Raw genomic sequence first — 23,765 nt, 5'->3', positions numbered from 1 at the left:
TGACGCCGCTTTCGGTCTGCTTCATACTCAGCATAGTTGCCTTCAAACCACTCAACGTGGCTATCTCCCTCAAATGCAAGAATATGAGTCGCTAGACGGTCCAGGAACCATCGGTCGTGGCTAATAATAACAGTGCAGCCGCCAAATTCAGAGAGGGCTTCTTCGAGGGCCCGCAATGTATCGACATCCAAATCGTTTGTCGGCTCATCCAGGAGTAATACGTTGCCGCCGGCCTTCATGAGCTTGGCCATGTGCACACGGTTGCGCTCACCACCTGAAAGCTCACCAACCTTCATCTGCTGATTCTCGCCCTTGAAGTTGAACCAGCTGCAATAGGCACGTGAAGACACCTCACGCCGTCCCAGCTCAACCACTTCAGCCTCATTGGAGATTTCTTGCCAAACGGTACGCTCACCATCGAGAGAATCGCGGCTTTGATCGACGTATGAAAGCTGAACGGTTTCACCACGGGTGACGGTGCCCGAGTCGGGTTCTTCTTGACCGGTGATGATTCTAAAGAGAGTCGACTTACCGACGCCGTTGGCGCCAATCACTCCAATGGTCGCACCCGGGGGAATATCGAAATTAAGGTCCTGGAAAAGAATTCTTCCATCGTAAGACTTCGAGATGTTCTCTGCCTTAATGACACTGGAGCCCAATCGCTCACCCGGAGGGATATAAATGGTGCCCGCTTGAAGTCGTTCCTTGGGTGCCTCCTCTAAAAGGCTCTCATATTGCTTCAGACGTGCCTTACCTTTCGCCTGCCTTGCTTTTTGAGACGACCGAACCCAATCGAGTTCACGTGCAAGCGCCTTTTGGCGGCCTTGCTCACGGCGGCCTTCTAGCTCCATCCGCTCTTGCTTCTGTTCAAGCCAGCCCGTGTAATTCCCCTTGTATGGAATCCCCTTGCCTGCATCGAGTTCTAGAATCCACTCAGCGACATTGTCGAGAAAATACCGGTCGTGAGTTACCGCGATAACGGTGCCAGGATATTCACGAAGGTAATGCTCTAACCAGGCAACGCTTTCGGTGTCGAGGTGGTTCGTTGGCTCATCCAACAAAATCATGTCGGGCTTAGAAAGAACCAAGCGGCAAAGCGCCACACGCCGTCTTTCGCCACCGCTAAGGTTGGTGACCGGTGAGTCACCCTCGGGAACACGAAGCGCATCCATGGCAACATCGATCTCGTGATCGAGTTCCCAGGCACCGGCTGCCTCAATTTTGTCTTGAAGGTCGGCTTGTTTTTGAAGAAGCGCGTCCATTTCATCCGCCGTCATCTCTTCCGCAAACTTTTGGTTCACGGCATCGAATTCTAAGAGGAGGCTTCGGATGGGAGCGACGCCCTCGTCGATATTTTCGCGAACAGTTTTTTCAGGATCGAGCACGGGCTCCTGTTCGAGGTAGCCGATTCGAATCTCTTTCGCCGGGATCATCTCACCAAGGTGTTCTTTATCCACACCGGCGATAATACGTAGCAGCGTACTCTTGCCTGAGCCGTTCAATCCCAAGACGCCAATCTTCGCGCCAGGAAAGAAGGACAAATTGATTTTAGACAATACCGTGCGTCCACGCGGCGTAACCTTGCCCACATCACTCAATGAAAAGATGAATTCTGCCATGATAAAAACCTCCGACCCGTGAGATACAGGCAGAGGGAGTTGATCTCAATACTGGAGTATTTGAATTGTTACTCTACGGTTTTGAGCTCGGTTCAGTGGCAGTGCACTGCCATCAGGCGTCTTGTTCGGCCGTTTGGGCCGGGTGTCGGCAAGGCCTATAGCCTTCATTTTTTCACCCTTAACACCGATCGTCGAGAGATAGCGCACCACGGCAGTTGCTCGGGCTGCCGACAATTCCCAGTTATCGGGATAGCGCGGTGTTCTAATCGGGACATCATCTGTGTGCCCCTCAACCTCAATGCTGTAGCGGTCTGGTAGCCTAGCGATATATCCCCCAACTTCACGCATCTTGGGCTTGATTCCATTACGAATGGTTGCTGAACCAACCCGAAACAACGTGCTGTTGTTAAATTCTAACTCAATACCCGTGGGTGTCTGACGAACACGTGCCAGGCCTTCTTTAACTTCGGCAGCCAAGGAGTCACGTAGCCCCTCGGTGAAGTTCTCCGAATGACCGGCACCTAAAGCTTCATTGCTCGCGTCTTGGCCAGCCAGCACCTGTCGGATTGTGAGGCTTAGAGTCTCGAACTTTGCCTTATCAACATCGCTCATTGCATAGAGAAGAACGAAAAAGGCCATAAGAAGCGTAACGGCATCGGCATACGTCTCGATCCATGATGAGTCTTCTTCATCTTGCTCATCTCGTTTCCCAAAGGATTTCGCCATATCCGGCTAGCCTCCCTTGCCCTGCGTGTCGATATCGTAGTGTATCTTGCGGTCAAGCTGGCTATTGAGGCGGTCTTGAATGAATCGAGGGCTCTTATCGTCTGCAAGCATCACGAAACCCTCAAGCATAACATAATTGCGGTAACGCGTGATCTCGTGACCTTGCTGACTCTTGGTCGCGGCCGGTAGAAATACGAGTCTTGCCAGCAGAACCCCATAGAGAGTCGTCAAAAGTGCTGTCGCCAAACCACCACCGAGTTGCTCCGGGCTACCTCCAATGTTGTTCAACATGACAATTAAGCCAACCAAGGTACCAATCATTCCGAATGCAGGTGCTGCCCCGCCCATGTATTTTAGAATCTTAACCGGAACAATCATTCGCTCATAAGTCGTCTCGACTGTTGCCTCAAGCATGTCGCGAACATCAGCCGCGTTGTACCCAGCCACAACCAGACCAACAGCATAGCTAAGGAACTCATCTTTTAGGTTAGCGATTTCTTTTTCGAGTTCAGGAACACCCTCTTTTTTGACCAAGTAACCCCAGCGAATCATCTGACCAATTTCCGCATTCAAGTATTCGCGGGCCACGGCATAACCGCTGAAAAGGCGAAAAACGTCCCTCAAAGCCAAGTTGACGTAGCGGCCACGAAAGCTCATGTAAGCGGCAGAAAATGTGCCTCCAATTACCATCATGGCACTGCTGGCAGAGATAAATATGAAATAGTTGTTGGTCTCCATTGCAATGGAACCCAAGAACAAAGCAACTGCGGCTATGAATCCTAATACGCTACCTAAGGCCATAAGGACACGGTACCGTTATCCATTACGATGGGTCAAGAAACGAGTTCGCTCTGTTCAAACGGATTTTTTGTGCTAAAGATTAGACGGTGATGAAGCTAAAACCATTTGAAAGTCGTTGGTTCACTCCAAGCGGTCTGAGCCAGAGAATCCAGCTGCGCTATGGCTTGTTTGAACCTGAAGGTAAGCCCCGTGGAACCCTGGTCCTTCAAGGTGGGCGTACCGAATTCATCGAAAAACACGCTGAGAACATCGCCGAACTGGTGGCACGTGGATTCACGGTTTGGTCGCTGGATTGGCGGGGCCAAGGTTTATCCACGCGCCCATTGGCCGATCCCCACAAGGGGCATATAGATGAATTTACAACCTATTTGACCGACTTCCATCAGTTCATGACGGATGTCGTTGAACCCAGAACGGGCCGACCTGATATTCTCATGGGACACTCTATGGGTGGGCATATTCTCACGAGGTACCTTTATCGATACCCGTCGGCCGCTAATAGAGCCATCCTGGTTGCACCCATGACACGTATTAACACCGGCCCAGTACCCGAAAACGCCATGTATTCGATAGCGAACAATGCATGCAGGCTTGGCCTCAGCCGAGAATATGCAGCAAGCCAAACGTCGCACGGACCTGACCAGGAAAGCTTCAGCCGAAACCGCCTCACGACCGACGAAACAAGGTTCAATGCGGCCATCGCGCCGATCCGGGATAACCCAAAGCTGGCCCTGGGCGGCATTACCTACGGCTGGCTGCGCGCGGCGATTTTATCCATGCAAAAGGCGAGGCCTAAAGCCTACCTGAGGAGAGTCCTGACGCCTACTTTACTTGTAAGCCCAGTCAATGACCGTGTCGTGGATCCTGCGGACCATGTTAAAGTTGCCCGGCGACTACACGACGGCACCCTGCACAGAATACACGGCTCTGAACATGAAATTCTTCATGAAAATGACAATGTAAGGGCGTCTTTTTGGCGAGCCTTCGATCGCTTTACCGAACCGGCGCTTACTCGCTAACGGGATGCTGAATCGCCTGTTGGCGCATGGCGTGGTCGATAAGTGTGAGCGCTATCATAGCCTCTACAATTGGGACCGCCCTTGGCAAAACACAAGGGTCATGACGGCCACGGCCTTTAAACTGAACATCTTCACCCGCCTCGTTCACGCTGTCCTGTTCTTTGATAATGGTGGCTGTTGGCTTAAATGCCGCCCGCATCGTCAGATTCTCACCGTTGGTAATCCCACCTTGAACACCGCCAGAACGGTTGGTCCTGGTTCTTACGCGGTCTCCTTCCATATAGAAGGTATCGTTGTGCTCAGCCCCCGAGAGGGCAATGCCACCAAAACCAGATCCCACTTCGAAGCCCTTGCAGGCCGGTAAAGACAACATCGCTTTCGCGAGATCGGCGTCAATCTTATCAAAGACAGGCTCGCCCCATCCCGCTGGCAGTCCTCGAACAACCGCTTCGACGATTCCACCAAGGGAGTCGCCAGCTTTACGTGCCGCCTTAATACCGTCAATCATCACCTGAGCAGTTGCCTCGTCGGGGCACCGAGCCACATTGGCCTCAACGTCTTCACGGCTTACCGTGTTGCCATCTACCTCGGCCACAATATCGCGAACCTGGTCCACCCAAGCTACAATTTCAATGCCGTAGAAAGACTGAAGAATCTTTTCAGCGACTGCACCTGCCGCGACGCGCCCGATTGTCTCGCGAGCACTGGACCGGCCACCGCCCTTCCAATTTCGGATGCCGTATTTGGCCTGGTAGGTGTAATCAGCATGGGATGGACGGTAAGTCGTCTCCATATGACCGTAATCTTTACTGCGCTGATCACGGTTCCACACAACAAGCGATATTGGGGTACCGAGGGTCTGCCCATCGAAGACGCCCGAAAGAATCTGAACTTCGTCAGCTTCCTTTCGCTGTGTCGAGATATTGCTTTGACCCGGCCGGCGCCTGGTCAAGGCCGGCTGAATGTCTTCTATGCTTAATGGTATTCTTGGAGGACAACCGTCGATGACGACGCCAACGGCATCCCCATGAGATTCTCCCCAAGTCGTGATTTTAAATATTTTCCCGTAAGTACTGGACATGCCGGACGGTAAAACTTTGAAGGCAACTGGGCAAGCCCCCCAGGCGAAGAGGAACCTGAATTTGCCATTTTTTTGCCAGTTGGGCCCGTCAGCCCTATCCTGAAATCCTACAAGTAGATGATTTTGGGAGACAAAATGAAGAATACACAAACCGAGCGCACACCCGATCCTCAGATGATTGAAATGATAAAGCGTGAATGGGGAGATATCCTCGGCGATTACGCAGCACTACTCGACCATCCTGGCGGTCTCGATGAGGTGATTTCACTGATTCGTAGCGGTTCCCTGGCTCGACACGCCCGCCGCTAAATCAGCACTTAACCGAACCCTCCTCCCTTGACCGCTTTGCTCTGAACGGGCATGGGGCCTCTGTACGAAACGAGGTTCCCGATGTCTGCACAGCCAAACAACCTAAGCACACGAACCAATCAAACGACCGTAGGAAATGCCGACGGCAGTGGTGCGATGTTTGACAAAATTGCCAAGCGGTACGACTTAATGAATAGGCTGATTAGTTTCGGTCTCGATAAGCTTTGGCGTGCTAAGCTTCTGCGTGCTCTCGGCATACTGGTTGCCGGCGACACCGTGCTCGACGTTGCCACCGGCACAGCCGACGTAGCGCTCTCGATTTGTCATAAAAAACAGGGCGTTCAAGTCAAAGGCTTAGACCCATCCGCAGGAATGCTTGACGTCGGAAAAATGAAGGCTGAACGTGCGGGCCTCGCTGAGCGGGTCGAATTGGTTGTAGGCGATGCACAGGCTATGCCTTTTCAGGACGACTCCTTTGCTGCCAGCTGTATTAGCTTTGGTATCCGCAATGTTCCCGATAGGCTTCTCGGTCTTCAAGAGATGCGCCGAACCACCCGACCAGGCGGCCGCGTCGTCATTCTCGAGTTATCCGAACCCCAAGGTGGACTTTTTGCCCCATTGGCGCGGTTCCATATTCATCACTTGGTGCCTTGGCTCGGATCGATACTCTCGGGATCCAAAGAGTACCGATACCTACAGGCGTCTATTGCAGCATTTCCGGGGCCAAAAGCATTTGGCGCCCTCATGGAAGAAGCTGGTCTGAAAAACGTAGAAATCCACCCTATGACATTCGGAGTGGCTCACCTTTACGTGGGGCATGTGAAATAAAAGAGGCCTGTCTTAACCGGATCCTCGAACCTAGTGGACAAGATTCTGCGTGAGGCGCTCAGCCACATAAGCTCGAATAAGTTGACGGTCTCGCTCACCCATTCTTACAAATTCTACGGCGCAACCCTCAGCGGCATCTGCGTTGGCATCGCGGACCAGGCGCCCTACCGCCCAAATAGTATCGTCACAATTGGGCAAGCGAAGCTCGAAACCAAACTCACTGCCGCTTTGATGCTTCGGCTCGATGAGCCTATAAATGAACATGCCGCTCACCGAGATATCGCGCACACGCACCAAGTAAGGGTGGTCGTCGATAATCTTATTTATATAAACGTCAGCATCCACACGCGGGTGACGACGATAACTTCGGGAATGGTTGGCGCTAGCATGTGCGGTCATGGTGTCCCTCCAGGCATACATGAAACTTATGCTGAGAGTACGACCGTCTGTGTGAATGGGCAAAAAATCGGCCAGCGACTATGCGACCAGTGACGCCATCAATGCCTTAAATATCTCGCGGCTGTCTACATGACTGTATCTTTCACCGCGGTTTGCGAGATACGTCAGCCTGTGGATGAAATCGATTTGCTCGCTCGGTGACGGCGGCTGAACCTTGTATGGCTTGGCTGCCTTGATAATTAGCTTCCGCGCAGCTCGAGGGAAAAGCGTTAGGCTTTCCAATAGGTACGTGGAATTCCGAGAAGTCACCACCCGACCTGCGACGATATCGCCAGACTCTAAGCCCAGTGGGATTTCCGGCATATCCAAAACCCAGCGACCCTTGGTGATCAAATCTTTAAACCGGGCCTGCCCATCTTTCCAGCGCCGAAACTCCATGAGTTCCAGCCTACTCTGCGCAAGAGCCTTTACGGCATCAAGCTCATCACTTGATGCGTCACCCAGCTCATTTTCAATGAAGTGCTGCACTGGCCTCAACGACTTACCGTTGAGTTCGCGGTCTATGAGGAACCATTCCAAGAAGGTCGTTAAGCGATGCTCGAAGGATGGATCGCTCTCAAAGAGTGGACCGGTGCGCTCAATGAATTTTTCACGAGCCTCAACCAATTCCTCTTGGAGGCTTGGCTGACCCGCGTATTCTAGAAGCGCTTCGTAGGAACTGCTGTACATCTCAGGAAGAGTACACTACCCGTCCGTCAAAAATCGTTTTCTCAACCAAGCCGTGAAGAGTCTTTCCTAAGAAAGGAGAGTTCTTACTTTTACTCACGATCTCAGTGTCTTTTACCGTCCACTCTTCATCCGGATTGAATACGGTTAAGTTTGCTTGCGCACCCTTATTGAGCCCGGCATGGGGACGACCAAGTACTGAAGCAGGCCCGGTCGTTAATCTTTCGACCATGGTCATTTCTGGCACTTGGTGCTTTTGAGCAACCTCAAAACAAACCGCCAAAGCCGTTTGAAGCCCGATGGCCCCAGTAGAGGCGCGTCCAAATGTTACATCTTTCTCAAGGATAGACTGAGGAGCATGACCCGTAGCAATCGCGTCAATCGTTCCGTCAACGATACCTGCGATGAGAGCTTTTTGGTCCTGAGCACGTCGAAGCGGCGGTGCAAGCTTGAGATTCGTATCAAAGCCCAAGACATGCTTCTCCGTGAAGCAAAGATGGTTTACGCCAACGTCCGCGCTCACCTTAACACCGCGGGCCTTAGCCTGCCGAACCTGCTCGACGCTGCCTGCGCACGAGAGTTGCGTAAGGTGCAAGCGTGCTCCGGTTAATTCCGCCAACGCGAGATCCCGAGCCACGACAGCCTCTTCGGCTGCATGTGGAATACCTAGTAAACCAAGCTGAGTAGAAACCAAGCCTTCGCTGACCTGCCCACCCTTGGATAGGTCCGAATCACAAGCGTAAGACATAACGGTTAGCCCAAAATCACACGAGTACTCTAGAGCGCTGCGCATCAAACGGGCATTCGAAACAGTTCTTACACCTTCACTTAAACAAACAGCACCCGCCTTCTGCAGGCTTGCTGCTTCAGCCAAAAGCTCACCTTTTAACCCAACGGTTATCGAGCCAGCGGTTAAAACTTCGCACAGACCCACTGCTCGGCCCCGACGTACCACATGTTCAATCATCTCGGGTGTATCCATCGGCGTGGCGCCGCTGGCATTTGCCACAATCGACGTAAACCCACCGGCTACCGCTGCTTTGGAAGCTGTATCGATATCTTCCTTGTATTCTTCGCCAGGCTCTCTGATATGCGCTCGAAGATCCGTAAGGCCGGGAAGAACCAAGCGTCCCTGAGCGTCGATGACATCACCTTCTACTTTAGCTCCAACATCTGGCCCGATGTCTGTAATTCGACCGTCTTGAATGACGATGTCCATGACTTCCTGTTTTCCAGATGCAGGGTCTATGACCTTACCGCCTCGTACAACTAAACTCATGGCTGCTCTCCTCCCAGAATCGAATAGAGGACCGCGCAACGTACCGCGACTCCATTTTCAACCTGGTTTAAAATAACGCTCCTTGAACCGTCTACAATATCAGCGGCCAGCTCCACCCCGCGATTCACGGGACCTGGGTGCATCAAAATTGCCTCATGGCGAGTTTTCTCAAGCAGTTTCGAGTTGATTCCGTACTCAACCGCATACTCGCGTAAAGATGGCAGCATCCCACTGACCATCCGCTCACGCTGCAAGCGAAGTGACATAACCACGTGGGCACCTTCCATCGCCTGCTCAACAGTATCGCACCGCTCGCAACCGTAAACGTCACACAGTTCCTTGGGAACCAATGTCGCCGGGCCAGCAACTCTAACCTTCATACCCAGTGTTTTCATGGCGATAAGGTTTGACCGTGCAACTCGCGAGTGGCGAATGTCGCCAATCAAAGCTACTTCCAGGCCTTCAAGCTTCTCAAACTGTTCACGAATGGTCATAAGGTCCAAGAGTGCCTGAGTTGGGTGTTCGTGCTGACCGTCGCCTGCATTGATAACCCGAGCCCCTATACGGTCGGCCAGATAATGCGGCGCACCGCTTTGGCCATGACGAATGATGACCGCATCTGCCTGCATAGCATCCAGAGTTTGGGCCATATCGAGCAAGGACTCACCCTTAGATGTTGAAGTCGATCCGCCGCTGGCGGAAATATTTACGCCATCCGCCGACAAACGCTTTCCTGCAAGTTCAAAGCTTACGCGTGTACGTGTGCTTGCCTCATAAAAGACATTAAGCACCGTCCGCCCACGAAGTGATGGGACCTTCTTAATCGTTCTTCGTGAGACTTCTTTAAAGCCTCGTGCCGTGTCCAAAATCCCGTAAATCGTGTCTGCGGGAACACCGCGCATGCCTAATAAGTGCTGGCCGCGAATCATGACTCTTCTCCATTACCGCCGGTTGTCATTACCACTGCATCCGCCTCAGCGCCGCCTTCAGTAAGGTGCACATCAACGTGGTCAGTTAGAGTTGTCTCAAGCGTCAGCCCGACCCAATCCGCCTGGATAGGTAACTCCCGCAGGCCTCGGTCGACCATGACAGCCAGCTTAACCGAGCACGGTCGGCCATAGTCGAGGATAGCGCCCAGAGCTGAACGAACGGTTCTTCCGGTGTAGAGCACATCGTCTACCAACACGATGGTGTGCTCCTTAGGACGAAATGGGATGTCCGTAACTCCAACCTTAGGGAAATCAGAAGGACCAAAGCCGTCGTCTCGGTAAAGGGCAATATCGACAAAGCCGAGCGGCAATTCCTGTCCGTATTTTTCCTTAATGAGCGAAACCAAGCGTCTAGCAAGGTGTTCGCCGCCTCGTCTGATACCCACAATGGCGACCGGCGCCTTGGTGGTGGCTGAATGGATCGCATCCGTTAGCTCATCGAGCGCGCGCGCGATTCCCTCCGCATTGAGCATTTCTTGGCTCATGGCGTTCTCCTTCATGATGTCTACAAAACCCAGATTAACGGGGACCCGCTGTGTCTTTTCGACAATGGGGTCTCTTGGAAAGACGGCTTTACGTGTCAAGCGCGCTGGTGTCAATCAGTAATTGAGGAGATGCGGGAATTTTAGAATATGACGCATTGTGTGATTGAGAAAAGAAAATGCCTCAATCAATCCATGTACCTAGGCGGTCCGTGGCAAGGCCTTCAGACCCCCAAGACCACCAAACAAAAAGAGAGCGGCCCAAGATATGATTTTCAGGGACAAATCCGAAAATGCGACTATCACGAGACGAGTCGCGATTATCACCCATGACAAACACATGCTTCTCCGGGACACGGACGGGACCAAAGTTACGGTCGCTTTTCATCAAATTTGGCTTCTCTAAAATCGTGTACGTCGCATCACCATTTGTTTCTTGGTACGCGACCGCTTCAAAGGGATACCATCGGCCACTTCGTGCTTCGCGCTCCATATGAGTCTTGCGGCCCAAATCCTTCTTCGCCAATGCCTTGCCATTAATATGCAGGACACCTTGAATGTATTCCAGTTCATCACCGGCTATCGCGACAATACGCTTGATATAGTCATCTTCCGGTTGATCAGGGCAAATAAAGACAATCACTTCGCCGCGACTTGGAGAATCAAATTCAACGATTCGATTGGCGGTAAAAGGAACTCGTAGACCGTATTTGTACTTGTTGACGAAAATCTGGTCGCCAATGGCGAGCGTCGGTATCATTGAACCACTGGGAATCTTAAACGCTTCAACCACAAAGGCTCGTAGCGTGAGTGCTACCAGGATAGCTACCAGTATCGAGCCCAGCGACTCTTTCCAGCCAGACGCTTCGTCGGCTGATATCGGCTCAGGCGACTTCTCTTTAGATGACATCAGTCTACCTTCAGCACCGCGAGAAACGCTTCTTGAGGAAGCTCAACGGAGCCAATGGACTTCATTCGCTTCTTGCCCTCTTTTTGCTTCTCAAGCAGCTTGCGCTTTCGGCTAATATCTCCACCGTAGCATTTTGCCGTAACATTTTTCCGGAAGGCTTTAACCGTCGTTCGGGCAATGACCTTGGTGCCAATCGCCGCCTGGATAGCAACCTCAAACATCTGGCGTGGGATGATTTCCTTAAGCTTCGCGCATAATGCTTGGCCGCGGAAAAAAGCGGTAGACCTATGCGTGATAATTGACAGCGCATCACATATTTCGCCGTTGATAAGAATATCTAGCTTAATCAAGTCGGCCTTCTCGTACTCGTGCATTTCATAATCGCATGAAGCGTACCCACGGGATACGCTTTTTAAGCGGTCGTAGAAATCGAACACGACTTCGGCCAAGGGCATGTTGTAGGTGACCTGGACACGGTTGTGTGAGGTGTACTTCAGGTCCACTTGATGGCCGCGGCGTTCCTCGCACAATTTCATAATGGCTCCAACATAATCATTGGGCACATGAATATGAGCCTTGATTCGCGGCTCCTCAATTCGGTCGAGGTCGTTTGGTGGTGGCAAGTCTGCCGGATTATCAACCCGCAACCGGCCACCATCTTTACGAAAAACATCGTAGATAACCGTCGGTGCCGTCGTGATCAGCGCTAGGTTGTACTCACGCTCCAAGCGTTCCTGGACAATCTCCATGTGGAGCATGCCGAGAAATCCACAGCGAAATCCAAACCCAAGCGCGGCGCTTGTTTCTGGCTCGAACTGAAATGCTGCATCGTTCAATTTCAGCTTCTCAAGCGCATCCTTCAGGTTCTGGTAGTCCTTCGAGTCCACTGGGAAGATTCCCGAGAAGACCATCGGCTGAACTTCCTTAAAGCCTTGAAGCGCCTCGCTGCATGGATTTTTAGCGTCGGTGATGGTGTCACCCACCTGCGTGTGGTGAATATCTTTAATACCCGCCACCACAAATCCAACCTCTCCTGCAGAAAGTTGGTCAAGCTTTTGAGGCTCAGGGCTAAAAGCGCCCACTTCTTGAACCTCAAATTCCGCCCCAGCAGCCATTAGCCGGATACGAGTACCTTTTTTCACGGTTCCCTGACGAACTCGGCAAAGAATCATAACTCCTCGATAGGCATCGAACCATGAGTCGAAAAGTAAGGCCTGAAGCGGATCATCTACCGAGCCTTCTGGCGGGGGTAAATCTCTTACAATTGCTTCGAGAACTTCGTCGACGCCTAAGCCAGTCTTTGCGCTGGTGGAAATGGCTCCGCTGGTGTCGAGACCGATAATGTCCTCTATCTCTTCACAAACCCGCTCAACGTCAGCGCTCGGTAAATCAACTTTGTTAATGACTGGCAAAATGTCCAAATCGTTGTCGATTGCCAGATAAACATTGGCCAAAGTTTGTGCTTCGACGCCTTGCGTGGCGTCTACAACCAAGATTGCGCCATCGCACGCGGCAAGTGAGCGAGATACTTCATAGGTAAAATCGACATGTCCGGGCGTATCAATCAGGTTAAACTGATAAGTTTCCCCGTCCTTCGCCTTGTATTCAAGGCGAACCGCTTGAGCCTTAATCGTGATTCCACGCTCACGTTCCAAGTCCATACTATCTAGCAGCTGCTCTTTACGGCTTCGGTCATCAACAGCCTGACACAAGTCTAGGATCCGGTCGGCAAGCGTGCTTTTACCGTGGTCGATATGGGCAACAATGGAAAAATTACGGATGTTTTTTAACGTCATGAACCTGGGGTGCTCCAGCGCCGATTAACCTGTGCGCGTATGCCGGGGTTGCTGGATAGGCCATAAATGCCCTTAAACAGCCAGCCGTGATGGGGCTCTATAGTCATCTATTGCATCAAGCTCAACTGGCCTGGCAATTTGTCTGCATTTTCTTCTAGAACCTTATCGATGCCTTGCCGAATGTACTCTGCTACTGGCACTTTGGTCCTTGCGTGTAATTCTTTCAACTGCAGTGACTGATCTTGCGTAATATATACCGTCGTCGAGACTTTTTTGTTGCTCACGGTGACTTCTCCTGAAAAATTTCCCCAAAGACATTCTGACACTTACGGGATCCCCGTCCCGAGACAACGTGCCAGACGTTGCCATACATATATCGCACTTTTTGTATCTGTCAACGAACTGGACACGTGCTTGAGGTATTGACTTGAAGTCTTTGTCATTGGACAACTGTCACATGTTGAAATTCATCAAAAAACCATCGTTTTTAGTCGTTATGTCTAGTCTCTTGATGACCGCCTGCGCCACTGCGCCCAAGGCAGTCGTGAAAAAAGAAGAGGCACCGGCGCCCAGTGATGAGGTCGATCGAGACCGCAAGAGCTTAGCCGAAGAAAAAGGCTGGACCATTCGCCAGTTTGACCTGAACAGGGATGAAAAGCCTGATGTTTTCAAGTTTTACGGACCAGCCACCGAGGGTGATTCCGAGCCTATGTTGCGTAAAGAAATCGACCTCAATCACGACTCAAGGATAGACGTTGTACAGATTTTTGACGCGTCCGGCAGCAAGTTAACCGAGCACACCGACTTGGACTTCGACGGTCGTACCGATGAAGTGTCGCACTTCAAAGATGGCGCCCTGGTTCTGCGCGAGATCGATTTTAACTACGATGGGCGTACGGATATCTCTAAAAAATACGTAAAAGGTACACTGACGCTGATCGAGTCTGACCGAACCGGTGATGGCAAAGTCGATACCTGGGAATACTTTGAAAATGGTTCTGTAGCTCGTATTGGCGTCGATAAAGATGCTGACGGTGTTGTTGACCTTTGGGAGCAAGACAAGAGTGCACCAGCCGCAGCGTCTCCTGCTGCCGAAGCTCCCGCCGAAGGTGCAACCGATGCCCCTGCGGCTGAAGGTGAAGGTGAAGCCGCCGCGCCTGCTGAGCCTGCCGCTGAGGAAGCTGCGCCTGCGGCTGAGTAAGCCTAGCTAGTTCGCTTCAACAACAAATGATGGGATGTTAACCATTGCCAATTGAGCTTTCGCCGCGTTAGCTTTGGTCTTGGTCTCATAGCGCCCGACTCGAACTCGATACCAAACTCCCTTGCCTGCGATTTCTGCAGGAATGACGTAAGGGTCGTATCCCTTGCGGGTCAAAGAAGCTTTGTAGGCCTCGGCCTCTTCCGACGTTTGAAACGCGCTAACCTGCACCGTGTAATCGCCTGCCGCGAAGGCCTGATGGCGCTGCTCGGCTTTAGGTTGTGGTTCATGGGCCGCCTTGGGCTCTGGTTCTACGATACGAGCAATTGCATCTTTTGCCGTTTCGACTTTATTGGGCTCTGCGTGATCTGGCTTTACCGCTTGTGCCGGCTCGGCTGGAGCTGCTGGAGCGGGAGCGGGGATTTCTTGCTGAGTTAAGCGAGTATAAAACTGCATGGCGTCGTGCTTTTTCTGTGCCGTATCGATCGCCGCAAGTGGCTGAGCTGATTCCGGTTTCGCTTCGGAGTTCTCCGCGTTGCGAGCCAAGCCGCTCTGCAAGCCGACATTATACGAGACCAATGCCGTCACGACACCAAAGACAGCGACCATCCCCAGCTTTGGTGAATTGCCTGTCTCGTTGCGTTCTTTAATTTTACGTGCGTCTCGCATTGGTATCCCTCGCTTAAGTGCCTCCATTCTTAGTCGCTTGACCGAGATGGTCAAAATTATTGCAGGTTATTTAGACAACTGCTTACGGCTCTTAGCGCTCCTGCCAACCTCGCCTCACAGGGTTGTCCTGGTCAACTTGGGACAAGCCGTGTCGTAATTTGAGAAGCCGCGACACATGAACCCCGAATCCTACATTATTCTAGGTACTTCGAGCTGGCATATGAATTGCCTTTTAAGCTGCCACAACCAAACCACTTGGGGGATTACATGATTTTTGAGATTACGTGTCGAGTCAATGAGCAAGAAATAGCCAAACGATGTTCCGTTCCGGGTATCATACCTATTCCGGACGAAATGATGATGGAGCCTGGTGCGCAGTGGATTATCGCCACTCGGCGAGAGGAATGGTGGGTTCTGGGTGCCCGCGGTCTTCGTGGTCCGTACCGAGATGCGGCCGGATTTAGTAAGGTTAAGGTTTCCTGGAGCGGCCCTTGCGTCATGATGCATGACTCCACCGAGGTCGAACTTGTTCAATTGGTTAACCCCATCGATCAGCCCTGTGTGCTCTCAATAGACCATACGCACCACGAATTCTCGAAACCGCTCGTCATTGGCCGCAAATCACTCTGCGGGATCAGGGTACAGTCGGCAACGGTATCGGGCCTGCACGCGCTCCTGTACCCAACGGAAAAGTCTATTCTATATTTTGATCTCGCAACCAGTAACGGAAGCTATGATTCTCGCGGTGCACGCATAAGTACCACGAAACTTATCAGAGGAGATACCGTGACTATGGGCAACACAGTCGTAAAGGTCGCAGCAACTGCCCACGAGCAAACTCAACCGGGCACCAAGCTAGAGTCTACTGCCATGCAGAATCTTGAACAACTCATTTCAAAAGTGGCGCCTTCCAATGCGCCTGTTGTCATTACGGGAGAGTCGGGAGTGGGCAAAGAACTCGTCGCAAACGCAATTCATCGGCATAGCCGAGTCGATGGTGCACTGATTACCGCGAATGCATCATGCTTCACCCCGCAGCTAGCGCGCAGTGAACTTTTCGGTCACGTTGCCGGCGCGTTCACCGATGCAAGCTACAATCGCCAAGGACTCTTCAGTGCTGCCCACAAAGGCACCCTCTTTCTTGATGAAATTGCAGAAATGTCCTTATCGGTCCAAGCAGAGCTCTTAAGAGCCATCGAAACCGGCTTCATACACCCCCTGGGAGCGAGCGAACCCGTCATTGCAAGGCCAAGGCTTATCGTCGCCTCGCATAAGAGCCTTGACGCCGAGGTTAGCGCTGGCAGATTTCGGCAAGATTTATATTACAGACTCTGCGTGGTCCAACTAAGCGTTCCATCCTTAAGAGAGCGACCAGAAGATATCGAAACGCTAGCAAAAGCATTTGTAGAAAGATATTGCCCAGGAAGCCAGCTCTCACCAGACGTCCTGCAATGGTTGAGGATTCAGCCATGGTCGGGGAATGTTCGCGAGCTTCGTAATCTTTTCTGGAAGGCTTCGGTTATCTACCCCGAGAGACCAACCGACATTTTCAATTTGAAACACCTATTGAACGGCGAGCAAGCATCTCGAGTGATGCCCGATGACGTCGTAAGGGTATTTTTTGAACAAGAGCAGGACATTCAGAAAACAGCACGAGCCCTTGGGGTGCACCGTTCAACCGTCCATCGTCACATAAGAGAGTATCGAAATGGAATAAAGGAAGCCGCGTGAGTCGCGTGCTACTCGTGAATGCCTGCCTGCGCATCGCGCTCAGCATTCCATGCTTCCCAGTCTCCCTGAGATTTATCAGCCATCGTAAACGCTGCTGGCGCCTGCATGGCTCCCGAAGAGGAAACCTTAACAACCTGCATGGCACCGGTAATTAACTCTTTCCACTTCTTCTTGGAGACGAGCTGCGGCCCAGCTACTTGGACACGTTTTTTCTTTGTGTGTCCTTTAATCGCATAGATTGGCTTGTTCGAAACCAGGACTGCTCCTGAGTAAACCTTTACCGAGGTACCTGTTTTCGAGGCAACGGTTTCAAACCGTGTTCCTCGCACACCAGCAACCGCATGGTCCGTGGTCACAGAGAACTCCGTCTCGGCCCCGACTGCCTTTTTCACGCTTGCCCAAATTTTACCAAGCAGGAGTTTAGCCTTAACCGACTTTCGTTGACCCTTTTGGTTTGTAACAACTTTTTGCAGGCTTAACTGGGTGTTTTGCCCAAGTCGCACAACAGAACCGTCTGTCAGCCTTGCTTCAATTCGAGCAGACTTCTTCGTTTGCAGTCGGTCTCCCTCGTGCAACTTCATATCCACTTTTAAGGGCAACCAGTTACTACTGCCAGCTGAAGCTCTAAAGCTCTCACCTCTGAGATACGTAACCTCACCAATGACAGGAACCTTTGCCTCTGCTGGCTTGTGTTGGAAAAACAAGCCGGCACTGACGCTCAAGCAAACTAGGAACGCCGGGAAGAACGCGGTTCGCAATTTTTGATTCACCAGGTTCATAGATTACCCTACTTCTTTGGAATGAGGTTAGCCACGACGCGGTTTGCCGTAATCTCAGAAATTTCAACATTGAAACGAGGAAACGTTTTTTCTTCCAATTCCTCGGCTAGATCCTGGGCCGAACCGTTCATCTCAATCTCGAGGTTTGCCGCTTTTGCTTTGTATGAGCGTTGTCGGACCTCAGCAACACCACGCACCTGGTTGCGAAGAAATGTCGCAATCTGACGTAGGAACTTGCTCTTGTTGACGCCTGTTAGACGCAGCGAGATGGTCGCAGGGCCAGAGATCTCAGATTGCCAAGTCGCTAAGACCTTCGTTAGCAACTCATCGCCTGCCTTCTTCGCGACATTCTTAAGGGCGATGTGCCCTGCAGTGATTTCGTTGATATGCTGTCCAGCCGCGGCAATTGTGGCAGTTGCCAAAATACTACCGTTGTCCACATTGAGAATACGAATCGAAGCTTGTGCATTCACGCTGTACATAGGCACGCTTGTCTTCAATGGGATCGTGGTTGACTTGGTCGCAATGGCCTTTCCAATAACGACGAGTTCCGCGCCAGACATCGCGCCAAACTCCTTAGCGATATCGTTCTTTGTGTCGCTGGTGATACCAGCACTTACTCTTATCTTGCCGTCGAGCACTTGTCGTTCAACAAACTTAACGCCTTTAGGGCGCCATAAATCAATGAATGTGTTTTCTGCAACATCCATACTTACGGATGCACCTGGGTTGGACCACCATGAAGACGGTGCGCCGCCAATGTTTTGCTCAGTAATCATGACCAAGACACGCGGCATCTTCTTGGCTTTTAAAATCGCCAGCACACCCTGGAGGTCGTTATTTAAAACACCCTTCTGCACCATGGCTTCAATACTAACTTGGTAGAGCCCTTCTTCTGAGGAGCCCTCGCTCAAGATCTTGTATCGCCGAACATAACCGCTGGACTTACTAAGAATCTTATCGGAGATTAACTGGAAATTCTCTGTGACTGTCTCGCTCGAGACCATTGAACCAATGGCCTGCTCCACAGCTTTTCTGCGTGCATCATCAATTGCTTTATCACGGGCCTGCGCGACATCCTTGCCATAAATCGCTGCTTGGCCAACGGCTTCAACCTTCACGGCGTCCTCCGCATTGACTATGCCGGTCAACAAGAAGAACGTGGCCGTGATGGCCGCCATTAACGAATATTTTCTATCTTGGAACATTGGTGCCTCCCAGGAAGCCTATAGGATCGATTTTAATCAACAACGATAACGATGCGGCCTTGTTGCAAGGCATTCTTGGCAGAAGCGACTTTAGCTAGGTCAGCGGCAGAAATAACCAAATCGGAACTACCGGGTGCTGCCAGCTTCACTGCTTTTACAAGTACCGGTTTGGTCGCTACTCGCTTTGACTTAGTCGCCGCATCAACACTCTTATGGTATGTGGCAATGCCTCGTTGCAACGCAGCGTCGCGATTCACAAAAGCAGCCGAGTAGATAACGTTTCCGTCCTCGTCAACCAGTCGCGGTGAGATGGCCGGCGTGAGCGCAAGGCCCCTTGCATTGACCACTAACCCCGTGTGCTCGGATACAGCAACTGCAGCTTTATCTTCCGAACTGCCCGCCTTTGGTAAGAGAGCATCAAGAATAACGCCAGTCAGCGGTGCCTGAACCACTACATCAACCCCACCATCAGAGTAATAACGGGTGTCGACAACTTTAAAGCTACGCAACACGCCTTCTACGCGGCTTTTCAGCTGCGGCGAGGTGTCCATCATCGCTGATACGGATTGACCAGAAGAAAGCCGTACGCCTTTGACCGTCTCCAATATATTGCGGAAGGCATCCATCTTGGCAGCCCTCTCAGCGCCCAATCGTGCCACGGCTACATTTGCAGCCTTGAGGCTTGGCGCACCGCTACCAGTTGCCGTCACGGTGTTATCGCCCCAGTGGACCTGCCCGTGCCCAACAGACTGAACGACGTCGTCATCCCCTGCCCAAGACACCGCAGCCATCAGGCTTACAGTTAAAATTGTTAGTACTCGTTTTATTTGCTGTGAAGTCATAACCTTGTACCTCCTGCAGGTATTCGATGCGCCGGCGTTAACTTTGACACTGATTCGATGGATTTTATTTAACCCGATTCGGGTCAATAACTCACGGAAATTCGGTGACTAATCCATCCCACAGATCATTTAATTTCAAGCGTTGACTGTCGCAGGAATCAACTAGAACCCTAATGCTGGCTCAGACATCTCTAATAAAAACAATGCCTTAGGGGCTCGACAAACCCGCGGAGCGGTGACAATTAGTGCTAAAAGTCGTTTTGGATGGTTATAAACGAACGAATTCAGCGACTTAGAAGATCTGAAAACCAACGTTGTTTCCCAATAAAATTCAAACCAACCGACTCCATCACTTACAGGATTCGGGTACATTCCATTCGATTCTCTAAATTAGTCATGTCTTTTTGGGGATTAAACAAAGGTTTAACGCTCGCTCAACCATAACGAAGTTCAAACTGTGCTGCGCGTTCAGCTGTCTGCATTCCTGCAGTTTCGTCCACAAATCGGTATCAGACCGCGCGCGACTCGCATCCCGAAATGCAAAATCTGTCGTCGCTACAGTGATAAATGGTTTTAAACTCGACATCAAATTGGCATACCGACGCCGGGGCCAGCACCGGAATGTAAATCACTCTATTCCCACTCAATCGTCGCCGGAGGCTTACCCGAAATATCGTAAACTACGCGCGAAACCCGCTCATTCTCGTTAATGATGCGGTTCGACAGTGTTCCAAGAAGTTCATAAGGGAGATGTGCCCATCGGGCGGTCATGAAGTCGACCGTCTCAACTGCTCGCAAAGCAATGACATATTCGTAGCGGCGACCATCGCCAGTAACTCCAACCGACTTCACCGGCAGAAAAACCGCAAAAGCCTGCGAGACCTTCTCATAATAGCCCGAGCGTTCGAGTTCCTCCATGAAGATGGCATCTGCTTCTCGAAGGGTATCGGCAAATTCTTTTTTGACTTCGCCCAAAATGCGGACGCCGAGGCCCGGCCCTGGAAAAGGATGGCGCATCAGCATTTTACGTGGAAGACCCATTTCGATACCGATGGTTCGCACTTCGTCTTTGAAGAGCTCTCGTAGAGGTTCAACCAGCTTCAATTTCATGTGCTCCGGCAAACCGCCCACGTTGTGGTGAGACTTGATGACGTGAGCTTTTCCGGTCTTTGAGCCTGCAGACTCAATAACATCCGGATAAATCGTACCCTGACCAAGCCACTTCACTTTAGGCAGCTTGTTAGACTCTTCCTCGAAAACCTCAACGAAAGTTCGCCCGATAATCTTGCGTTTTGCTTCCGGATCAGACTCGCCCGCCAACGCATTCATAAACAAATCTTCGGCATCGACACGAATGACCTTTACGCCCATATTTGCAGCGAAAGTTTTCATAACTTGGTCGCCTTCGTTTAAACGGAGCAAGCCGTTGTCCACAAAAACGCATGTTAGACGGTCACCAATTGCCTCGTGCAGAAGTGCTGCCGTAACCGATGAATCTACACCACCCGAAAGCCCCAGCAGAACCTCGTCCTCGCCTAAGTCCTCTTTGAGACGCGCAACAATGTCCTCGATGATATTTTGTGGTGTCCACGAGCCAGAACATTCGCAAATGTTAATCGCGAAACGACGAAGGATTTCTGAACCCTGCGCGGTATGTGTTACCTCGGGGTGAAACTGTAAGCCGTAGATAGGCTTTTCCACATGCTGAACTGCTGCTACGGGTGCACTGGCGGTATTTGCTAAGATCTCAAAACCGTCGGGTATTTCTGTAACTTTATCGCCGTGACTCATCCAGACATTAAGGACGGATTCACCATCTGTGTCCGTCAGGCCTTCAAATAGCTTACCTGGTTTCTGGATGATAACTTCAGCGTGACCAAATTCTCTTAGCTCCGATGGCTCTACTTTACCGCCATGTTGAACCGCGGTTGTCTGCAGACCATAACAGATTCCCAAAACGGGAACGTCTAATTCAAAAACCAGATCAGGAGCACGAGGAGAACCTTCTTCGGTTACAGACTCAGGCCCGCCCGACAAGATAATACCCTTGGGTGCGAATTCTTTTATGTATGCAGGATCTACATCCCACGCATAAATCTCGCTATAAACACCGGCTTCGCGGATGCGGCGTGCGATTAACTGCGTGTACTGGGAACCAAAGTCGAGAATAAGGATACGTTCTTGAGCCACGGTGTGCCTCTCCTAAAAAAAGAATTCAGACGACAAGGGCAATGGTGCCTCTCATGTGCGGTAGTTTGGCGGCTCTTTAGTGACAGTCACATCGTGAACATGACTTTCCCGCGTCCCTGCTGCAGTGATTCTATTGAACCGAGCATTCTTGCGAAGTGTTTCCAAGTTCGGTGCTCCAAGGTAACCCATACCTGCACGCAGGCCTCCCACCATCTGGTAGACACTGGCGGCAAGCTCCCCCTTATAGGGCACCAAGCCTTCAACACCTTCGGGAACCAATTTCGATGCGCCCTGGTTGGCCTGGAAATAACGGTCAGCGCTGCCTGCTTCCATGGCTCCTAAAGAACCCATACCCCTATAGGATTTGTAGCTTCGTCCCTGATACAGCACAACTTCACCCGGCGCTTCATTCGTGCCGGCAAACATACTGCCGACCATGACAACACTTGCTCCACTGGCCAATGCCTTCACGACGTCGCCAGAATGACGAATACCACCATCGGCGATAACATAAGCACCCAGTTCCTTAGCCGCAGCTGCACAACGGAAAACCGCGGTCAATTGGGGCACACCAACACCCGCGACAATACGGGTCGTGCAAATTGAGCCAGGCCCGATTCCGACCTTAATAGTGTCTGCACCCGCTTCAACCAACGCGCGGACCGCACCTTCTGTGGCAACGTTCCCAGCTACAATAGGCAAATCCGGATGCTCTTTTTTCGTAGCGCGCACTGCCTCAATAACCGAGACTGTGTGGCCATGAGCTGTGTCTAAAGCAATGATATCAACACCGGCGGCAACCAGGGCCGCTACACGATCAGCGCGGTCTGCACCAACACCAACAGCCCCGCCTACTCGCAAACGACCCAATTTGTCTTTTGTGGCATTCGGGAAATTCTCACTCTTTTCAATATCCTTGATTGTGATCAAGCCTTGGATGGCACCCTGGCCGTCAACAACCGGAAGTTTTTCGATACGGTGCTTTTGGAGTAGCCGCTTGGATTCGTCGGTTGTAATGCCCTCTGGCGCCGTCACGACCTCGGCGGTCATAGCTTCCCGGACCTCGATGGTCGCCCGGTCTTCGAACCGAAGATCTCGATTGGTGATAATCCCGACCAACTGTTCACCTTCGACAACCAAAATACCACTGATATTGTGACGTGACATCAACTCTCGAGCTTCGCCCAGAGTTTGCCCTGGTCCGATAGTAATCGGGTCTAAAATCATACCCGACTCGCTCTTTTTCACTCGCAAGACTTCTTTAGCCTGCTGTTCAATCGAGAGGTTCTTGTGAACGAAACCCAGGCCACCCTCGCGCGCCATGGCAATTGCCAAGCGGCTTTCGGTCACCGTATCCATAGCGGCAGAAACAATCGGCACGTGCAGGGAAATACCCGGCGCGAGTTCGGTCGCAGTGTTCACTTCGGTTGGAAGAATTTCGGAATAACAGGGCTCTAAAAGGACATCGTCAAATGTTAGGGCCTGCGGAATGTCTTGATTCATGTTCGAACCTCCCCACTGAGCAAAAAGTGGAATCAGTTCGGGCTCTTCTAACCATTAGTTGCGTCATTGTTCAATACGTTCAGGGCAGTTTCCACATCCCGGAAAAGGCCGCTGACATCATTGAGATCGCCGTATGGCTCATCCTGTGGCCCATGAGCGCCAACTAATACCAGATTACCGCCCCCGAACGGCCAGTAAGCCACTAGAATTGCAGGAGAATGTCCAAATGCAAGCCAGTCAGCAAGCGTAGAGCCCGCTTCGAGGTCAGCAATTGGCCCATAATAAGGCTCCTCGACTTTTATCGGAGCATCGAGGCTGATGTCGGGCAACTCACCGACTGAACTCTTCGCCAGAAGGCTACCAATGCCCGCCCTCAAGGTGAGGCAGGCTGAGTAAGTGAAAAAATGCTGAAGCGCACTGGCCGCGATACCACCTAGGCCCTCAAGGTCCGGTGCTTCAAATAGCGCTTCGCTCGCCTCATAATATCCAATTTCCTGCATGTTGTAACCCAATACCACTGGGCCGGCAGCCTCCAGCACGTCTGAATCGGTCCCTTGGTCTACTGCTTGGCTTAGGTCGGAAGCATTCGACTCGCCGAGATGACCTTGGGCTTGCGCCGCCTGTTCATCACCCGAAATATCCTCATTACTCTGATGTCCAAGCCTCTCAGTGTGTTCCTCC

At 51.6% G+C, this 23,765-nt stretch carries 23 protein-coding genes and 1 pseudogene; 5 read left to right on the top strand and 19 right to left on the bottom strand.

The window, feature by feature from the left end; all coding sequences use genetic code 11:
• The 3 genes from ettA to HOK28_02260 all read right to left on the bottom strand — a co-directional run.
• Positions 1-1,619 (bottom strand): energy-dependent translational throttle protein EttA (gene ettA, locus HOK28_02270; protein ID MBT6431886.1); only part of this gene is annotated, 1,619 nt, incomplete at its 3' end.
• Positions 1,620-1,664: 45 nt separating this feature from the next.
• Positions 1,665-2,345 carry an OmpA family protein gene (locus HOK28_02265; protein MBT6431885.1) on the bottom strand — a complete coding sequence of 227 codons (681 nt, stop codon included), beginning with the start codon at positions 2,343-2,345 and terminating at the stop codon, positions 1,665-1,667.
• Positions 2,346-2,351: 6 nt separating this feature from the next.
• Entirely contained in the window at positions 2,352-3,146 is a 795-nt protein-coding gene (locus tag HOK28_02260; protein ID MBT6431884.1) for a flagellar motor protein MotA, read from the bottom strand.
• A gap of 86 nt (positions 3,147-3,232) precedes the next feature.
• On the opposite strand from HOK28_02260, the gene HOK28_02255 reads away from it, so the two are divergent.
• Positions 3,233-4,165, top strand: a complete 933-nt coding sequence (locus HOK28_02255) for an alpha/beta hydrolase (GenBank protein ID MBT6431883.1) — start codon at positions 3,233-3,235, stop codon at positions 4,163-4,165.
• Here HOK28_02255 and aroC read toward each other — a convergent pair.
• Positions 4,155-5,246 (bottom strand): chorismate synthase, encoded by a 1,092-nt coding sequence (gene aroC / locus HOK28_02250; protein ID MBT6431882.1) that lies wholly within the window; start codon positions 5,244-5,246, stop codon positions 4,155-4,157. The two genes, HOK28_02255 and aroC, sit on opposite strands and share 11 nt — an antisense overlap.
• 135 nt (positions 5,247-5,381) lie before the next feature.
• Between aroC and HOK28_02245 the strand changes: the two genes are divergently transcribed.
• Complete coding sequence (locus HOK28_02245) at positions 5,382-5,555, top strand: hypothetical protein (protein MBT6431881.1); 174 nt, start codon at positions 5,382-5,384, stop codon at positions 5,553-5,555.
• 81 nt (positions 5,556-5,636) lie between these two features.
• Positions 5,637-6,383 (top strand): class I SAM-dependent methyltransferase, encoded by a 747-nt coding sequence (locus tag HOK28_02240; protein ID MBT6431880.1) that lies wholly within the window; start codon positions 5,637-5,639, stop codon positions 6,381-6,383.
• Between the two features lie 30 nt (positions 6,384-6,413).
• Here the strand turns inward: HOK28_02240 and HOK28_02235 are convergent, their stop codons facing one another.
• The 8 genes from HOK28_02235 to HOK28_02200 all read right to left on the bottom strand — a co-directional run bounded on the left by HOK28_02235 (position 6,414) and on the right by HOK28_02200 (position 13,248).
• The gene (locus HOK28_02235; protein ID MBT6431879.1) at positions 6,414-6,782 is read right to left on the bottom strand and encodes a PilZ domain-containing protein; all 369 of its coding nucleotides are present in this window, start codon (positions 6,780-6,782) and stop codon (positions 6,414-6,416) included.
• A gap of 78 nt (positions 6,783-6,860) precedes the next feature.
• Positions 6,861-7,511: a hypothetical protein gene (locus HOK28_02230; protein ID MBT6431878.1), complete on the bottom strand. Its 651-nt coding sequence runs from the start codon at positions 7,509-7,511 to the stop codon at positions 6,861-6,863.
• 1 nt (position 7,512) lies between these two features.
• Positions 7,513-8,787, bottom strand: a complete 1,275-nt coding sequence (locus HOK28_02225; GenBank protein MBT6431877.1) for a dihydroorotase — start codon at positions 8,785-8,787, stop codon at positions 7,513-7,515.
• A complete protein-coding gene (locus tag HOK28_02220) occupies positions 8,784-9,716 on the bottom strand; it encodes an aspartate carbamoyltransferase catalytic subunit (GenBank protein ID MBT6431876.1) in 933 nt (310 codons plus the stop codon). The genes HOK28_02225 and HOK28_02220 overlap by 4 nt, the downstream gene beginning before the upstream one ends.
• Positions 9,713-10,276 (bottom strand): bifunctional pyr operon transcriptional regulator/uracil phosphoribosyltransferase PyrR, encoded by a 564-nt coding sequence (gene pyrR, locus HOK28_02215; GenBank protein MBT6431875.1) that lies wholly within the window; start codon positions 10,274-10,276, stop codon positions 9,713-9,715. Before pyrR ends, HOK28_02220 begins: the two co-directional genes overlap by 4 nt.
• Positions 10,277-10,442: 166 nt before the next feature.
• Positions 10,443-11,168 (bottom strand): signal peptidase I, encoded by a 726-nt coding sequence (lepB, locus tag HOK28_02210; GenBank protein ID MBT6431874.1) that lies wholly within the window; start codon positions 11,166-11,168, stop codon positions 10,443-10,445.
• Positions 11,168-12,964, bottom strand: coding sequence for an elongation factor 4 (gene lepA / locus HOK28_02205; GenBank protein ID MBT6431873.1), 1,797 nt, complete (start codon positions 12,962-12,964; stop codon positions 11,168-11,170). Before lepA ends, lepB begins: the two co-directional genes overlap by 1 nt.
• A 107-nt stretch (positions 12,965-13,071) precedes the next feature.
• Positions 13,072-13,248 (bottom strand): ribbon-helix-helix domain-containing protein, encoded by a 177-nt coding sequence (locus tag HOK28_02200; protein ID MBT6431872.1) that lies wholly within the window; start codon positions 13,246-13,248, stop codon positions 13,072-13,074.
• 782 nt (positions 13,249-14,030) lie between these two features.
• Between HOK28_02200 and HOK28_02195 the strand changes: the two are divergent.
• A pseudogene (locus HOK28_02195) lies at positions 14,031-14,165 on the top strand (30S ribosomal protein S2).
• Positions 14,166-14,171: 6 nt separating this feature from the next.
• Here the strand turns inward: HOK28_02195 and HOK28_02190 are convergent.
• Positions 14,172-14,831 (bottom strand): SPOR domain-containing protein, encoded by a 660-nt coding sequence (locus HOK28_02190; GenBank protein MBT6431871.1) that lies wholly within the window; start codon positions 14,829-14,831, stop codon positions 14,172-14,174.
• 267 nt (positions 14,832-15,098) lie between these two features.
• Between HOK28_02190 and HOK28_02185 the strand changes: the two genes are divergently transcribed.
• Complete coding sequence (locus HOK28_02185) at positions 15,099-16,562, top strand: sigma 54-interacting transcriptional regulator (protein MBT6431870.1); 1,464 nt, start codon at positions 15,099-15,101, stop codon at positions 16,560-16,562.
• 8 nt (positions 16,563-16,570) lie between these two features.
• On the opposite strand, the gene HOK28_02180 is transcribed toward HOK28_02185, so the two are convergent.
• The 6 genes from HOK28_02180 to HOK28_02155 all read right to left on the bottom strand — a co-directional run.
• Positions 16,571-17,341, bottom strand: a complete 771-nt coding sequence (locus HOK28_02180) for a FecR domain-containing protein (protein MBT6431869.1) — start codon at positions 17,339-17,341, stop codon at positions 16,571-16,573.
• Between the two features lie 8 nt (positions 17,342-17,349).
• Positions 17,350-18,549: a hypothetical protein gene (locus HOK28_02175; GenBank protein MBT6431868.1), complete on the bottom strand. Its 1,200-nt coding sequence runs from the start codon at positions 18,547-18,549 to the stop codon at positions 17,350-17,352.
• A 32-nt stretch (positions 18,550-18,581) separates the two neighbouring features.
• Entirely contained in the window at positions 18,582-19,391 is an 810-nt protein-coding gene (locus HOK28_02170; GenBank protein ID MBT6431867.1) for a hypothetical protein, read from the bottom strand.
• A gap of 633 nt (positions 19,392-20,024) precedes the next feature.
• The gene (guaA, locus tag HOK28_02165; protein ID MBT6431866.1) at positions 20,025-21,581 is read right to left on the bottom strand and encodes a glutamine-hydrolyzing GMP synthase; all 1,557 of its coding nucleotides are present in this window, start codon (positions 21,579-21,581) and stop codon (positions 20,025-20,027) included.
• 51 nt (positions 21,582-21,632) lie between these two features.
• Positions 21,633-23,084, bottom strand: coding sequence for an IMP dehydrogenase (guaB, locus tag HOK28_02160; GenBank protein ID MBT6431865.1), 1,452 nt, complete (start codon positions 23,082-23,084; stop codon positions 21,633-21,635).
• 47 nt (positions 23,085-23,131) lie between these two features.
• A partial coding sequence (locus HOK28_02155) for a hypothetical protein (protein MBT6431864.1) occupies positions 23,132-23,765 on the bottom strand: 634 nt, incomplete at its 5' end.

The organism is Deltaproteobacteria bacterium, from assembly GCA_018668695.1.
Taxonomy (GTDB): domain Bacteria; phylum Myxococcota; class XYA12-FULL-58-9; order XYA12-FULL-58-9; family JABJBS01; genus JABJBS01.
Note: the sequence above shows the minus strand (reverse complement) of the source record. Positions and strands in the feature narration are given on the sequence as shown.